This window comes from Microbulbifer maximicatervae (SeqCode) (assembly GCF_052466985.1).
The window spans coordinates 1615945-1631346 of sequence record NZ_CP174298.1 but is presented as its reverse complement, the minus strand read 5'-3'; the positions used below and the strand labels follow the sequence as shown (position 1 = coordinate 1631346).

Annotated in this window: 13 protein-coding genes; 9 read left to right on the top strand and 4 right to left on the bottom strand. The window is 45.0% G+C overall.

Annotation, left to right across the window (positions count from 1 at the left end; genetic code table 11):
• Window positions 1-136: 136 nt before the first annotated feature.
• The 7 genes from ACJJI3_RS07115 to gad all read left to right on the top strand — a co-directional run bounded on the left by ACJJI3_RS07115 (window position 137) and on the right by gad (window position 7181).
• Window positions 137-1222, top strand: a complete 1086-nt coding sequence (locus ACJJI3_RS07115) for a PQQ-dependent sugar dehydrogenase (protein WP_444932963.1) — start codon at window positions 137-139, stop codon at window positions 1220-1222.
• 199 nt (window positions 1223-1421) lie between these two features.
• Entirely contained in the window at window positions 1422-1886 is a 465-nt protein-coding gene (locus ACJJI3_RS07110) for a netrin-like domain-containing protein (RefSeq protein WP_413665485.1), read from the top strand.
• Between the two features lie 309 nt (window positions 1887-2195).
• Entirely contained in the window at window positions 2196-2762 is a 567-nt protein-coding gene (locus ACJJI3_RS07105) for a hypothetical protein (protein ID WP_444941977.1), read from the top strand.
• 81 nt (window positions 2763-2843) lie between these two features.
• Window positions 2844-3212, top strand: a complete 369-nt coding sequence (locus tag ACJJI3_RS07100) for a SpoIIAA family protein (protein ID WP_413665487.1) — start codon at window positions 2844-2846, stop codon at window positions 3210-3212.
• A 36-nt stretch (window positions 3213-3248) separates the two neighbouring features.
• Window positions 3249-4052 carry a class I SAM-dependent methyltransferase gene (locus ACJJI3_RS07095; protein ID WP_444905541.1) on the top strand — a complete coding sequence of 268 codons (804 nt, stop codon included), beginning with the start codon at window positions 3249-3251 and terminating at the stop codon, window positions 4050-4052.
• A gap of 220 nt (window positions 4053-4272) precedes the next feature.
• Complete coding sequence (locus ACJJI3_RS07090; RefSeq protein WP_413665489.1) at window positions 4273-5793, top strand: amino acid permease; 1521 nt, start codon at window positions 4273-4275, stop codon at window positions 5791-5793.
• Between the two features lie 14 nt (window positions 5794-5807).
• Window positions 5808-7181 carry a glutamate decarboxylase gene (gad, locus tag ACJJI3_RS07085; RefSeq protein WP_413665490.1) on the top strand — a complete coding sequence of 458 codons (1374 nt, stop codon included), beginning with the start codon at window positions 5808-5810 and terminating at the stop codon, window positions 7179-7181.
• Between the two features lie 53 nt (window positions 7182-7234).
• Here gad and ACJJI3_RS07080 read toward each other — a convergent pair whose 3' ends face one another.
• Together ACJJI3_RS07080 and ACJJI3_RS07075 are read right to left on the bottom strand one after the other, a co-directional pair.
• Window positions 7235-8803, bottom strand: a complete 1569-nt coding sequence (locus ACJJI3_RS07080; protein ID WP_444927576.1) for a multicopper oxidase family protein — start codon at window positions 8801-8803, stop codon at window positions 7235-7237.
• A 129-nt stretch (window positions 8804-8932) separates the two neighbouring features.
• Entirely contained in the window at window positions 8933-9619 is a 687-nt protein-coding gene (locus ACJJI3_RS07075; protein WP_444941976.1) for an alpha/beta fold hydrolase, read from the bottom strand.
• A gap of 369 nt (window positions 9620-9988) precedes the next feature.
• Between ACJJI3_RS07075 and ACJJI3_RS07070 the strand changes: the two genes are divergently transcribed.
• Window positions 9989-11953, top strand: a complete 1965-nt coding sequence (locus ACJJI3_RS07070) for an aconitate hydratase (protein WP_444941975.1) — start codon at window positions 9989-9991, stop codon at window positions 11951-11953.
• A gap of 312 nt (window positions 11954-12265) precedes the next feature.
• On the opposite strand, the gene ACJJI3_RS07065 is transcribed toward ACJJI3_RS07070, so the two are convergent.
• Entirely contained in the window at window positions 12266-13279 is a 1014-nt protein-coding gene (locus tag ACJJI3_RS07065; protein WP_413665494.1) for an ELM1/GtrOC1 family putative glycosyltransferase, read from the bottom strand.
• 647 nt (window positions 13280-13926) lie between these two features.
• Here ACJJI3_RS07065 and ACJJI3_RS07060 point away from each other — a divergent pair.
• Window positions 13927-14676, top strand: coding sequence for a sporulation protein (locus ACJJI3_RS07060; RefSeq protein ID WP_444941974.1), 750 nt, complete (start codon window positions 13927-13929; stop codon window positions 14674-14676).
• Window positions 14677-14972: 296 nt separating this feature from the next.
• Here the strand turns inward: ACJJI3_RS07060 and ACJJI3_RS07055 are convergent, their stop codons facing one another.
• On the bottom strand, window positions 14973-15332 hold the full coding sequence (locus ACJJI3_RS07055) for a winged helix-turn-helix transcriptional regulator (RefSeq protein WP_444941973.1): 360 nt from the start codon (window positions 15330-15332) through the stop codon (window positions 14973-14975).
• Between the last annotated feature and the right edge of the window lie 70 nt (window positions 15333-15402).

The window sequence follows — 15402 nt, the reverse complement described above, 5'->3', positions numbered from 1 at the left end:
GTTGATTTTTGGCTTATCTTCGACATGGGGGGCGGCTTTTCAGGGTTTAAGCATGAATGCTCGTGTATGTCTGAACCTCTGAGTTGATCAACATCTTCACTTTTAGTTAATATTTATATTTTGCAAGAATATAAATATGAAATACTTACTTTTGACCAGTTTGCTATTTGCAGCTTCTGCAAGTGCTGAGATAGACCTTGATTACCTCAAGGTACCCGAGGGCTTTAAGCTCAGCTACTTTGCAGAAGATGTTGAGACGGCTCGTCAATTGGCACGTTCTGAGTCGGGTACAGTATTTTCTGGTTCTTTCAGCGCGAAAAAAGTTTATGCTTTCAAGGACACAGATAATGATGGTGTAGCTGATCAGCGTTGGCTATTGATGGATGATTTAAAAGCGCCGACAGGTATTGCCTATAAAAATGGCGATTTATATGTGGCTGATGTCAATAAGATTATTCGCTTCCCCCAGATTGATAAAAATCTTGACAAACCGAAGTCTGAGGTTGTTTACGATCAGTTTCCAGCGGACAGGCATCATGGTTGGAAATTTTTGCGTTTTGATAGTGAAGGGCAGCTAATAGTGCCTGTCGGCGCACCTTGTAATATCTGTGATGCCAACGAAAATTACTCAAAAATATTTTCGCTGGACTTGCAATCTAAGAAAACAAAAGTGATTGCAAATGGGGTGAGAAACTCCGTTGGCTTTGATTTTCATCCGCAAACTAATGAATTGTGGTTTTCAGACAATGGTCGGGACATGATGGGTGATGATATCCCACCCTGTGAAATCAATAAGGTAAGCTTTGCAGGAGAGCATTTTGGCTATCCTTATTTCCACGGTGACGATATTGCGGATCCGGAATTTGGTCAGGGTAAGAAGGTCGCTGATTATTCCAAGCCGGTATTAAATTTAGATGCCCATGTGGCGCCTCTTGGAATTCACTTTTATCGCGGTGGGCAGTTTCCCAAGGAATACCAACAGAACTTGTTGGTTGCTGAGCACGGGTCCTGGAATCGAAGCAAAAAATCAGGTTACCGAGTAATGATGGCGACAGTTAAAGATGGTGAGGTCACGGATTACAAGCCGCTGGTCACTGGTTTTATGCGGGATGAAACCACCTATGGGCGCCCTGTTGCATTTTTAGAAATGCCTGATGGCAGCGTATTAATTTCTGATGATTTTGCCCATAAAATCTATCGCTTAACCTATACCGGTATTTAAATGGCCGATTGTATAGCTATCAGGGCTGCTCATTGAGCAGCCCGCTTGGTTATCCACTGTATTGGTTTTCACGCTAGAGGAATTTCTGCCAAATTTCCTCACCTCTTAGCTATCCTTCAGACTCTGTAAAAAAGAGTAAGCCGATCCTAATTACTTGTGCTATGTCTACTGCGATAAGAGCATAAGTAAGGAGAGGGTTGTGACGCAAAAAATATCCTGTGAGACATTTTCCAAAATCGTGAGTGTTATTTTATATCTCCTAGTGAGTAGCACGGCGCATGCGACTGAGGACATAGCTTCGGCATCTACTGCTCATTTGGAATTACGTTTTGCCCAAGCTGAGGTTGTGGCGCAAGTAGAAATTATTGATGTTCACAGGGATGTGGATAGCGCACTGTCTGAGGAGGGAATTACAGCCATATCAGGCTATATCTACTCTGCCGTTCCCAGCCAGGTTTGGAAGGGGCCAATGGGTGGAGAGATCACCTTCCGCCTGGGATTTGAATCCTGCGATTTAAAGCTGGAGCAAGGTGAAAACTATCTGATTTTTGCGAATTTGGATAGCTACGGAAGGTTACACCTGAGGAGTTGTGAGGCGGTTATTGCTGAGTCAGACGCCACCGCGATACTTGCCCAACTTAATAAGTTTATTAAACAGGGCTAAGAAGTTGCTTTCTTGCAGACCTGTTAGAACTATCAGTTGTAACTGGTTCTTTCTTTACAGCAATCCAACCTGCTACGAAGTGGCTCTCCTCCTTGAAGAACCCCAAAGGAGGGTTATTCTTATCAGTATTGGCGCGACCTTCTTTTACAGGCGCTGCATCTCATTAAGTTGCGCACCGTTGTAAACAGGCTGGAGTGTCAGGGTTTGGGATTGTTATCGAGAAAGTACACCGACCAGCACTGTGTAACCGGCTCGATTTTAATGATTAATGTCTTCTTTTGAGTTTGCCTGGGGTCGAGAGGTCCAGATATGAAGAAGTTACTGATTCCCCTGATCATTTTATTACTGATCATCGGTTATTTTATGTCGCGCAGCGGCGAGCATAAGGCTAAAGAAGCCTATAACTCGATGGAGCAGGAGCAGAAGAGTGAACAGATGAGGGGATCCTCTACCCCCTCTAGTGGAGGAAGTAGCGCTGGCTCAATGGCCCCAGCAGATACCTCGGATTCCCCTGATGGTATGGGCAATCCCGATTCCCAAATGCCCCAGGACTCTGACTCAACCGATCCCGCTCCTCCGGGGTCTTCAGATAACGGGAGCTCACCTGACGCTACTATGTCTGGGTCCGACAATATGGGTGCAGATGGCAACATGAGCCCGGATGCTAATGATTCTAGCGCCATGCCAGACGCGAGCAATAACTCGGGCGGCGACCTAAATCAGCAAGCGGATAAGGTCGTAGATGATGCTACGAAGGAAGCCAATGATGCTGTAGAGGGAGCGACTAACGATATGGATGCCTCTGCCGATGGCACTGAAACAGATACAGAGGCAGATACCGGTCAGGATGAGGGAATGGAAAGTAATGATAACTGACCAATAGTAATGACTCAGCTACATCGAGCTAAGCGAAAAGCAGGGCCGCACAGAAGTGTGGCCCTGCCGCATTCTCAAAATATGATTGAGCATATCTGGCATCAGGGTGATCGAATACTCGAGGTTAGACCAGTTGGGAAGTTAACCGTTGAGGACTTCCAGTTGCTAGCCGCGCAAGTTGATCCGATCATCAGTAAGCGGGGACGTATAGAAGGGTTGCTAGTCAATGCGGGAGATTTTGCTGGCTGGGAGAGCTTCGTCGCAATGATCTCTCATTTTCGCTTTATTCGAGAGCATCAACGACATATCCGCCGGATAGCCGTGGTTACCGATAATCCTATCCTCCGCTTTATGCCCAACCTTGCCTGTCACTTCATCAGTGCTGAGGTGCGTCCCTTTCCCGAAGAGGAGTCCGCTCAAGCTCTGGAATGGTTACAAAAACCGGGTTAGCATCGCCTCCCTTTTTCAATGTTACCTGGAGGGCAGGTGAGTCCATCGTTGGCTATTGTCGCTGCGGCGCCAGAATATGTTTCCGCAGCGGAAGAACTATCCGCTCAGTTAGATTACCCCCTCCTTGGAGCTATTTCTCCTGCTGATGTGGTCGACTTTCCCCAAGTGTTGTGTCTCGGAGAGCAACTGCAGTTATGTGCGACCGGGCGCAAAGCAGCCGGGCCAGTATGGGTGGATTTTGTTGCTGGAACACTTGCTCATCGCCGCAAGTATGGCGGCGGTAAAGCTCAACCGGTAGCAAAAGCTGTTGGTCTGCGTTCTGGCTTCCACCCCAAAGTCCTCGATGCCACCGCTGGTTTGGGTAGAGATGCCTTTGTTCTGGCGGCGCTGGGATGTGAGGTGCAGATGCTGGAGCGCAACCCGGTTGTTTTCCAATTGCTGAAAGATGGAATACGCCGGCTGCGACAGGCGTCTATCGGGGATGCTGAGTTGGCTGCAATTTCTGAGCGAATGAGCTTGGTGGATTGCTGTACGGCGGCGTCAGAGTGGCTCGCGCTGCAATCGGAGGAATCCATCCCTGTTATTTATCTGGATCCAATGTTCCCTGCGCGGGGGAAAGCTGCCAAGGTCAAAAAGGAAATGGCTGCCTTCCATCATTTGGTTGGGACTGATGAGGATGCAGATAGCTTATTGAGCCCTGCCTTGGCGGCCTGCTACTACCGCACAGTAGTTAAGCGCCCTAAGCTTGCCCCCTATTTGGCTGATATGAAGCCCAACCTTTCCTTGGAGGGGAAATCCGGCCGCTTCGATATCTACACCAAACATGGGGTTCCAGGCTAACTGCCATATACCGCTGCCCTGGCCGATTTCTCCTTGGGTGAAAGATGGTGTGGGCACCGACTTGCTATGAATTCTATGTTTCCATAAGTCCGTTGCCAAAAGGGCGGCTTATGCCTTGGTAGCGGCACCTCTGTTATCCCATCTATCCCGCAGACCCCCACGATAGGCTTTGCTTCTTTGTACTGCCGCAAAAATATTGCACTCCAGGGAGGTCCCATCAGTGCGACCAAAAGGGAGCAGTGCATCGAGCACCCCGGATATTGCCAACAGAAAGATGTTTTCTGTGGCTGCTCTCGGGCTCCTAACTGCCGCAACGGTCGTTACCAGCTTGCGTACCCTGCCGATGATGGCGCAAGAAGAACTGACGATGTTTTTCTATATCGGCTTTGCGGCATTGCTGTTCTTGATTCCTGCAGGGCTCGTGTCGGCAGAACTTGGCAGTGCCTTTTCAGAGCGCACTGGGGGTGTCTATACCTGGGTTGGTGAAGCTTTTACCCCGAAGGTGGGTTTTGTCGCTATATGGTTGCAATGGATCGAGTGCATTGTTTGGTATCCCACGGAGTTGGGTTTTGCCGCTGCGGCGGTGGCTTATGCGGTGGGCGATAATACCATCGCCCAGAATACCTACTATATCGGTGGGTTTTGTATTCTTGCCTATTTGCTAGCGACATTGATTGCCCTTACCGGAACCCGCTTTCTGGTAAAAGTGGCACAGTTTGGATTTCTGGTGGGTATCGTATTTCCCTGTTTGATTTTGATTGTCCTGGCTGTTTGGTGGGTGGTGAGTGGTAATCCTATTGGCTGGGAGACCTTGACCGACCCGGAAGTAGCAGTGCGTCGGGATGGTTATGATCACCCGCGCTGGTTTCCCCATATTAACGGTTTGGGGGCTATTGCTTTTCTCGGGGGTATATTACTTGCCTTTGCTGGTGTGGAAGCACAGGCCACGCATGTGTCGGAACTACGTGATACCCGTCGAGGATATCCAGCTGTAATTGCCATCGCCGCCGTTATTTCCATCCTGGTGTTCACCCTCGGCGCTCTCTCTATTGCTGCAATTTTGCCCTATAAAGAGATATCTGTAGAAACTGGCTTATTTACAGCTTACGAAAGAGCTTTTGGGCAGCTACTTGGGATTCAATGGCCCGTGCAAGCACTTTCCTGGCTAATTGGCTATGGTGCACTAAGTGGTGCCTTGGCATGGTTGGCTGGCCCCAGTCGAGGGCTACTGGCTACGGCCCAGGATGGGATGTTGCCGCCCTGGTTTCAGCGAGAAAACCGGGTGGGTGTACAAAAAAATATTCTCCTTGCACAGTTTGTAGTGGTAGCGGCAATCTCGTCCATTTATATCTTAATGGATAATGTATCTACAGCTTTTGTTTTGATTTCAGTGATGGCTATTAGCTTATATATCATTATGTACATAATGATGTTTGCTGCGGTTATTCGGTTACGGATCACGCAACCAGACTTACCCAGAAGTTTTCGTATCCCGGGAGGGCTGCCAGGGGTTTGTATTGTTGCCGGAATAGGCTTAATTTCCGTTGTTTTTGCCTTGGTAGTTTCATTTTTCCCGCCAGAACAGCTCACGATAAAAAATCCTGTAACTTATGTTGCTCTCAATCTGGGTGGAATTGCTATAGCGATCACCGTTCCCTTGTTAATTTTCTATTTTCACAATCCCTCCTGGCGGGGGGAGGGTGGCCATCAACAGCAGTCATTTTCTGATATTGATGAGTGAGCCGGAGGCAGGTAGTGAAAGAGCAATCTCCATTTGATAGGTTCTTTGACGAATACAATGAAGATATCCCAGAAAAGCACTTTCCCCGGTGTAGTATTTCAGCAGAGGCTGCCGAGGCTATCGTAACCAGTGAAACCTGGGCTGACGCAAAGCCTGCGATGAACTTATCTTCGTTTGTCACAACTTTTACTGAGTCAGAAGCATTTGAGGTCGCTAAGAAACATTATCTGAAGAACTATATTGATCACGACATGTATCCACAGCTGTTTGCGATGGAAGCGCGAATGGTTCGCTGGTTACACAACCTCTGGAATGGACCTAAGGGAGTAGAGCCATACGGCGCAGCGACCATAGGCTCGTCAGAGGCCTGCATGTTGGCTGGTTTGGCGCACAAGTGGAATTGGCGTAAGAAGAGGCAGCAAGCCGGCAAAGACGGCTCAAAACCTAACCTGGTTACCGGAGCCAATGTGCAGATCGTTTGGGACAAATTTATGCGCTACTTTGATGTGGAGCCGCGCATAGCACCGTTAAAGCCTGGTCATTACCGCTTTACCAGTGAACATCTGGATGAATTGGTCGATGAGAATACCATCGCTGTTGTCGCTATCGCCGGGCAAACCTTTACCGGTGAGGATGATGCATTTAGGGCGATTCAAAACTGGTTGGATAAGTATGAAGAGAGAACAGGAAACGATATCCCTATGCATATTGATGGGGCGTCGGGAGGATTTGTTAATCCATTTCTCTACCCGAATTATAAATGGGATTTTCGTTTGCCAAGAGTGAAATCTATCAATGCCTCCGGGCACAAGTTTGGCTTGGTGCCGCCGGGATTGGGGTGGATAATTTTTCGTGAAAAAGCAGTTTTTGATGAAGACTTGATGTTCTATGTGAATTACCTGGGTGGGGAGATGCCTACAGCCACATTGAACTTCAGCCGAAATGCATCGCCGGTTGCCTACCAGTATTACAACTTTATACGTCTAGGCTATGAGGGGTACAGGCAGATTATGCAGCACACCTTGGAAAATGCGCAGACTCTTCGTCAACTTCTGGTGGCCAGTGGGTACTTTGAAATAATGAATAAAACCCAGAGAATCCCAGTTGTTGCCATGACCCTGAATAAAAAATATAAAAATTTTAATGAATATGATGTATCCAATAAAGTACGTGAGCGGGGATGGGTTCTTTCTGCCTATTCGATGCCGCCAAACGCTCAGTCTGTAAACTCTCTGAGAATTGTTGTTCGCCCTCATCTCAATCAGAATGCAATCAGTGGCCTTGCAAAGGATATTATCCATGCTTGCGATTGGTTGAGTAAGCATTGTGGTAATGCAACTCCGCCCAAGTTACATGACCCGCAAAAAGTGGCCCCCAGTAAGTGTTAGTTCTTACGGGACTTTAACGATCCTTGCATTCAATGACTGGTTAGATAAGTGGGCTATTTTGGAATCTCAGAGGCATCTTTGACAACTCTAACATGTTGCATCATACCCCCATCCTCATGATAAAGTAAGTGGCAATGCAGAGGATACTTTCCGGTAAAATCTTTGAAACGAGTACGGAATTTGACATGTCCATGGGGCGGTACTTGAAAGGTGTCGCACCAAAACGGTAGTTTGAGTGTGTGGTGCATGGGGTCTTCTCCAACCACCTCGATAACATAATACGGATTTACATGAATATGGATTGGGTGGGGGAATTCACTTTCATTAACCAAGGTCCACTCCTCTACTGCATCAAGCTCTACGTAATGATTAACCACTTCACACCCTTCGAATGGTGAATGGTCAATACTGACATTCAGCCCGCGATAATATTTTTGGGGGTCATCAAGCGTGTTGGCCTGGAAAGTGAGTCGACGTGTATTGGTGATCTCATCATCTGTAATAGGTTTCAGTAAGTCCACTTTAAAACTGCTGGGGAAGGGTGGGGGTGCACATCGGGCGGGTGGTTTGCTGGGGGCATAGATTGCCGTTCCGATTTCCTCCCCCTGGGCAATGGCAATAACAAAAAGTGGACTGTTGTTATGGTACTTATAATGCGGCATTTGTTGGAACTCAATCGCATTATTGTAAATGTAAAAATGAGCTCCCGGAGTGGCGGCTTCACTGATTTTTAAGAAAAGGGAGGCTCGATTAGCGGGGCCCAGGCTTACTCCGTCTTGTAGGCGGTAGTCATCAGTAGGGTTTCCATCAAACCCGTAGATATACATTTGCGCGAACCAAGGGCAATCGATATCTATCGATGTCCTGGTGGTAGCATTGAGAAGTCTCAGATTGAGAAGCTCACCCACCGTTGCATGAATGATAGGGCAGTATTGCCCGTTAACGGTAATACAGTATTCACTATCTGGGAACTTAGCGACCTGGTGTTGATCCTCTACTTTTCCGTGCTCATCTACGGCAATATTCTGGAAGACAAGAATATGTTCCTTAACTCCCATTGCCTCAAGTTCATCGTCAAATTCATCTCTTACGATTAGGGCACCTGCCATCCCGCTGCCGACTTGTATAGCGACAGAGCCGTGCTTATGGGGGTGGTACCAGTAGAGTCCTGGGGGTTGGTCCTTGGGAATGTCGTATTCGTAGGTATAACTTTCCCCTGGTTTGATCTTCATGCAGACATTGTCGGCCGGAGATTCTGGGGAGACGTGGAGCCCGTGAGTATGTAAGTTGTAGGTATTGAACTCATGGGGGAAGTTTATTGTAGCGGGTGTATTGAGGGGGTCTTCCTCTGGCAGCAGGTTGTTTGTCTGGATAGTAAGGTGGCTATCAGCGCGAATTTCAATGGTAGGGCCTGTCAGTGTGAAACCTGCTTCTTGAGTGATTGATGATGAAAATACACGGGTCCAGGTTGGTGTGTCATGGGTTTTGTAAAAACTGAAAATGTTATTCTTTTCGTACTGTACATCAAGTTTAAGTTCTAGTTTTCTATTTTCTTTATCCATTGAGTAAGCGGGTGGATTTTTTATTGGTTCTAGAAAGGAAATATGCTCTCTATTGCTCACTGTTAACTCCGAGGACTTTGTGGGAAGCGAGATTGGTAAGAGGTACTTTATGAACGAATATCAGTTTAGATTCTAAGGCGAGATTATTTGTGGAATTTCTCGCCATATAATCATTAATTGAGAGGTAAGTTAGGGTGGCAATAATCCTTCTGCAAAATTCATAATAATTCTCGCGACTTTGTTGGGGTGTGCCTGAGCAATAAAGTGCCCACCTGGAATATCAATGACATTGAGGTTGATGTATATCGCAGATATATCGATGACAGCTTTTTTACTTACAAGTCGATCTCTATCCGGGCGGATATAGACGGCAGGGATTTCCAATTTTTGGGATGGTTTGGAGATAGAGGCGATATTATGAAGCCTTTGCTTTAGTTTGCCTCTGTTGGTATTTAGTAGGGCGTTATAGGTGCTGTCAATGAGTATGTCACTGCCTTTGCCATTGAAACCAAAGAAATTTAGTGTGATTTTGGTTAAAGATGGGCAGTCTATAAGCGAGATTGGAGCTAGTTGTGCTGCCTTGGATAGCAGCGAAGGAGAGCTTATAAAGCTAGCTATAAAGGTAATGCCTAAAATTTTCTCGGGAGCTAAAAGGGATAGCTCATATGCAACTCTTCCTGAATAGGATTCAGCAATAATGTAAGTCTTCTCATTGAGATAGCTCTTGGCGATTGATTGAGCTTGAGCCAGGTAACTATCCCCTGGGAGCTTGGAAAGGCAGATAGTTTCGGTTGTCCATTGTTTTGGTAGTGCCTTAATCAAACCTGAAAACAGTGTTCCTGTTCCATCAAGTCCTGGTAGAAGTAAAACTTTCAATTCCGAATATCCTGCTGGAATTTCCTATTAACTGAATATTAACATGCTTATGTTGAGTATTTCTCTATATATGACATTCAGCCAGGGTAATTCTTCTTGATGTTTGTACGGGACAAGCAATCTGGTAGTGCCGAAAGGTGAAGTTTTCTATCGTATGAGGCGGTTTGAGTTGCTGTGAAGGCTGTTGGGTGTGCATGTTTTAGATAAAAATAGTTTCTTTGATTTAAGCTTCTAAATATATTTAATTATTCTAATGGATATTTATTTATACTAATACGTTATTTCTAGTTATGTCGATAACGAAAACAGAATTGCTAGGCCAATAAGTTGTCTAGGTGGGTAAGTATTAGAGTTCGTTAGTGTAACTTAATGACAGGCCTAAACGTAGCTAGAAAGTTAATTGAAAGTCATTTGGTCAAAGGGAATATGGCTCCCCAAAGTGTTATCGAGCTTAAAATTGACCAAGTCCTCAGTGAGGATGCTACCGGCACGTTAGTGATGTTGGAGCTTGAAGCTTTGGGGGCGAGGCAGGTGAAAGCAGAAATATGCGCTCAGTATGTGGATCACAATGTATTGAGGGCAGACCATAAGAATGGTGATGACCACGTGTTCCTGCAAAGTTCCTGTCGAAACTACGGGATATGGTACTCGCGACCAGGAAATGGTATTAGTCATCCTGTCCATATGGCTTGTTTTGGTATCCCCGGTAAAACCCTTTTAGGTGGGGATAGCCACTCATGTGCTGCTGGCTCGTTAGGTATGTTAGGAATAGGAGCCGGAGGAATTGAGGTTGCGCTTGCAATGATGGGATTTCCGCTTTCTCTGGTAATGCCAACTATTTTGGGGGTGCGTTTCGAGGGGGAGCTACAGCCATGGGTAAGCGCTAAAGATGTTATTTTGGAGCTTGTACGTAGATATACATTGAGAGGTTGCTGGAACAAGATTGTTGAATATCACGGCCCTGGATTGGCAAACCTTACAGCAATGGATCGTCACGTAATCACCAATATGGGGCAGGAAATGGGGGCCGTAACAAGTGTCTTTCCTGCTGATGATCAAGTGAGGCTTTTCTTGCGGCAGCAGTCGCGCGAGAACGACTTTGTCGAGTTGCTTGCCGATAAGGATGCAACCTATGATGAGGTTGCAACTTTAGATCTATCGAAAATTGAACCAATGATCGCTTGCCCCTCGCGGCCGGATAAGGTTGTTAAAGTTCGTGAAGTTGAGGGTAGGCCAGTTTCTCAGAGCTATATCGGCTCTTCGGCTAACCCTGGGTTGCGTGATTTTTCTATTCCCGCCCGGATGGTAAATGGTCTCTTTGTACCGCACGAGATTTCTTTAGATATTAATCCCGCGTCGCGCCAACTACTTCATGAGCTGACTCATAATGGTGACCTTGAAAAACTGCTTGGTGCAGGGGCTTACTTGCATGAAACCGGCTGTGGTGGCTGTATCGGTATGGGGCAAGCCCCAGCTAGCGGGCACAATAGTCTTAGAACTGTGCCGAGAAATTTCTCTGGGCGTTCGGGAACCAAAGAAGATAGCGTCTATTTATGCAGCCCAGAGACTGCGACGGCCAGCGCCCTGAAAGGAAAAATAACTGACCCCAGAAATTTAGACATGGATTATCCGGTATTTGAAGAGCCTGAACATCTAATGGATATGCGATCACTATTGGAGCCACCGCAGGAAATACCAGTGAAAGTTGAGGTGAGAAAGGGCCCCAACATCAAGCCTTTGCCAGTTCTGGAAAAAATGTTAAGTGTGATCGAAGGCCCAGCTCTTTTAAAGCTGGAGGATAATGTCTCAACCGATGATATTATTCCCGGAGGTGCGGATGCTTTGCCTTATTGGTCAAATGTCCCAGAGTTAAGCCGCTTTGCTTTTTCAAATGTAGATGAATCTTTTTATCAGCGGGCTTTGAGCACCAAGGAGGATATATTTCTTATTGCCGGCAACAGTTTAGGTCATGGGTCGAGCCGGGAGCATGCCTCAATTACACTGCGATACTTGGGAGTGCGCTGCGTCATAGCCAAAAGTGTAGCTGGACTCTATCGCAAGAATCTTATTGACCACGGAATTCTCATTTTAACATTTTGTAATCCAAGCGATTTTGACGCCTTTAGTAAAGATGATCAACTTCAATTTTATGATCTTTCAAGCTGTACAGGGGGTAACAAGATACTAGAGCTGAGAAATGTGACTAAAGGTATTAAGATTTGGTTGGAAAATGACCTTTCTCAAGAAGAAATTGAAATAATTAAATTTGGAGGCCGCATCAACTATATTAAGGGGTTGTTGAGAAGGTCTCTGGAAGATATGGGCTCATTTTAACAGTGTGCAGGGTGGTGTGGGGTTGGCTCTCCACGCAAAATACTTGCTTGTATTTTTTAGAACGGTATTTTTAATTGTGAGTTGGCAGTTGATGTATAGATTAAAATTTAGGTTGGCCTTTGATGAAGTTCTACTCGCTTGGTGAGGCTAGAGAGAATATTATTTTCTGCTAGTAGTTTTTGCTACTGCAATTGACTAGTTTGAATGTGCAGGATCTCTTGCCGTTAAAAGTTTGTCTCAGGTTATATATCAATAGATCTTTGTGTTAAAGTCCCTGTCGTCATGATGGTCAATTTAAGGGGTTGAGATCGCTCACCTACCATTGCTGCTGATGTCAAGCGCAGAGATAATTTCATCGTATCTTGCTTTAGAATGGTATCCATAATCTAAGTTGAAATCTTTTGATAGAGAATCATTAAAGGTCTTGGCCAGTTCGAAAATCTCCATCCTCTTTATATAAGTTTCACTGTAAAGTTTATTGATGAGAGTTTTGTGGGCTCCGTAGATGTTATTCTCTTGGGGGACTAAAGTATATATAGGTTTAGATAGGGCAAGGGCCTCAGAAATCATTGATGAACTGTCTTCGGTTATAAAGACAGCTTCACTTGCACCGAGTATTTCTTCGAGGCTGGCATTGGGGGCCTCATAATCTAGCAAGTTGAAGCATGTATCAAATGGCATGTTGCTTTCAATTAGCTCAGCCACATATTTAGGGGTTCTTCTTGAGGTGCTAATTAGCCATGAAATATTTTGATAGATCGCTATTTTTTTTAGCTCTTCTATCAAATCTATATAATCCTTCCGTGTGTATTTATAGCCGCTTCCATTGCCTCCGATAAGTAAAGTATAAAAGGGTTTGTGGTGTTTCTTCTTTAAGTTGTCGCCCAATGCTTCGCATAAATTTACATCTATGCGGCTAAATGGAAGGTATTGCCTAGATTTCTTAATGTCCTCTTTGGTAGATAGGGTTAGAGAGAAGTCGGTTTTCCTGAAGCTGTAAATATTTCCTATGGCAATATTCATGCATTGTGTTTTTTGGGTTAGTGCAACGTTCGCAGCAACGCTATTCCCACCAAAGGAAATAATTAGATCTGGTTTTCTTTTGAAGGAGGGGTTTCTGTGAAAGAGCATGATAAATTTGTGTGCGTTTCTGGCGAGATGTCGAGTCAATAGTCTTATTGGTTTATTTAGGGCCTTTAAAACTGGTTTACTGGTGGTGATTTCATAAGAATATTTGCCCTTGGAGTGGCGGGAGAGTAGCTGGTATAGCCCCAGAGAAGGACTGAGATGGCCCGGTTTTCCATCGTAAATAATTAAAATGTGCATAACCTTGCTTAATGGTTTGAGAAATGTTTCTAGGGGGTTCTAAGTGAATAGGAGTACCCTAAATTGATTATTCTCAATTTCTGTAAATGGAGTTTCTATACGTAGTGGCTGAGATGGAGAGTCTCAATTTGCAGATTTAAACTTACAATCTACCTTTGGTTTGTTATCGACTTCTGATGCTGCAGATAGTGGTCTAGCCCTTGCAGCATGATCTAGGCGTGAGAAGGTGTAATTTTGAAATTATTTCTGATCATATTTTTACTTCTTCGGTATAAATAGGGCTCAGATACTATGGTACTGCTGGAATTTTCTTAACAACAGTTAGGATTTTGCCGATATTCCAACGAAAAATGACACATTTAGAAAAAGTAAGTGGCCTTATTCAAGCATTAAATTTTATACTGTTGGGGGAAATATGTAATAAAAATATGCCTTTTTAATCAGGCAAGCTCTCCCTGAACCTGGTAGAGGTAGGTATAGGTGTTATCAATAATTTATGTAGAAGTTCAAGACATAAATGAACTTATTGGGCCTGGTATTACCTAAATTGGATTTATGTTAATGTTGGACTCTATTTATTGGGCTAAGAAATAGGTTGAAGTCCATATTTTAAGGCCAGGTTGTTTGGTTAGGTGAGTACCCCAAGTATGTCTATGTTTCAAAAACTCAAAGCGTCAATAGGTATTGGTGCAGCTAAAGTTGATACAGTTCTACAAAACTCTGAGCAAGTTCAGGGTGGAATCATTGAAGGGGCTATCCATATCATTGGTGGTGATATCGACCAGCAGGTGGATGCTATAAGTTTAAAGCTCTGCACCGAGATCAAGGTGGAGACCGATGAAGGGGTAAGCCATGAGCGTTTTGTACTGAATGAATTACAGGTACAGGACCCTTTCACTATTGGCGCTGGAGAGAGCCGGGAAGTTCCTTTTCAGTTGGCGTTGCATGAAGAGACGCCAGTTACTGTTTTAAACACCCGTAGAAATAAAAGCTATGTGTGGCTGGAAACTTCCCTGGATATTGATTTTGCGCTGGATCCGAAAGACAGGGATCCCTTGCGGATAAGACCTTTACCCGTTGTAGAGAAGGTACTTTCCATGGTCGAGGAAAGTGGCTTTAAAATGGTAAAAGCGGATGTTGAAAAGGGGCATTTGCGTGGAAGCAATTTTGTCTCCCGGTCTGGATGCTACCAGGAGATAGAGTTTAAGAGTAGTGGCTTGTTGGCTTCAAAAGAGATTGAACTCTCCTTTATCGTTGATGGTGAACAGGTGCACTGTTTGGTTGAAATTGATCGCAGATTTGGTCTGCGGGGCGATGAATATCATTCGTTTTCATTAGCACATGATGCGAGTGATAATGAGGTTGTCGCAGCGGTTCAGTCTATTTTGTCTCTATAGATGAGCTGATCCATAGAGTCTGGCGGCACTGAGCTGCCGGGCCCTTAGGGGCAAAAGTGTTCAAGTAAAACAGTATACTCTTAGTATCAACTGCCGCCAGGTTCGTTAGTGATTCAGGAGGGTTTCTTAATGAGATTGGGGGGGGAGCATAACAAGCAGAGTCAATATCATAAGCTTCTGGCCATTTATAGAGAGCAATTACAAAGTAAAAATGCATAAAAGTTGCTGTTATCGCTAAATTTTCAGCTTAGCTTGGCCCTACGGTATTGTTACGCTTCTGGCCCGGAATCAAAGGGTTAGGTTTCCATGAACCACTTCGGGGGAATCCATGAGCCTTCAAAATATGTATTTCCCCATTTGGCGATTGCCTGAAGAATCGGTAAGACATCCTTGCCTTTCTGTGTTAGCAGGTACTTATATCGCTTAGGCTTTGATTGATATTGTTCCCTTACCAACATTCCCTCTGTTTCTAGCATTTTTAATCTTTCTGCTAGTCTATTGGTTGGTATTTTCTCTGGTGAGTCAGCTAGCTCGCTATAGGTCTCTTTACCACACAGTAAGTCTCTTAGAATAACTAATGTCCATTTATCGCCGAATACGTCCAGTCCGTTCACGATAGGGCATCCCGAACGTAAAAATTGATTATCAGGACTCATGCTCACACTCTTACTGCCAGAAAATGAAATACTAGCCTAGTTACTTGCGAAGTTGAAGTTATTGATTTAG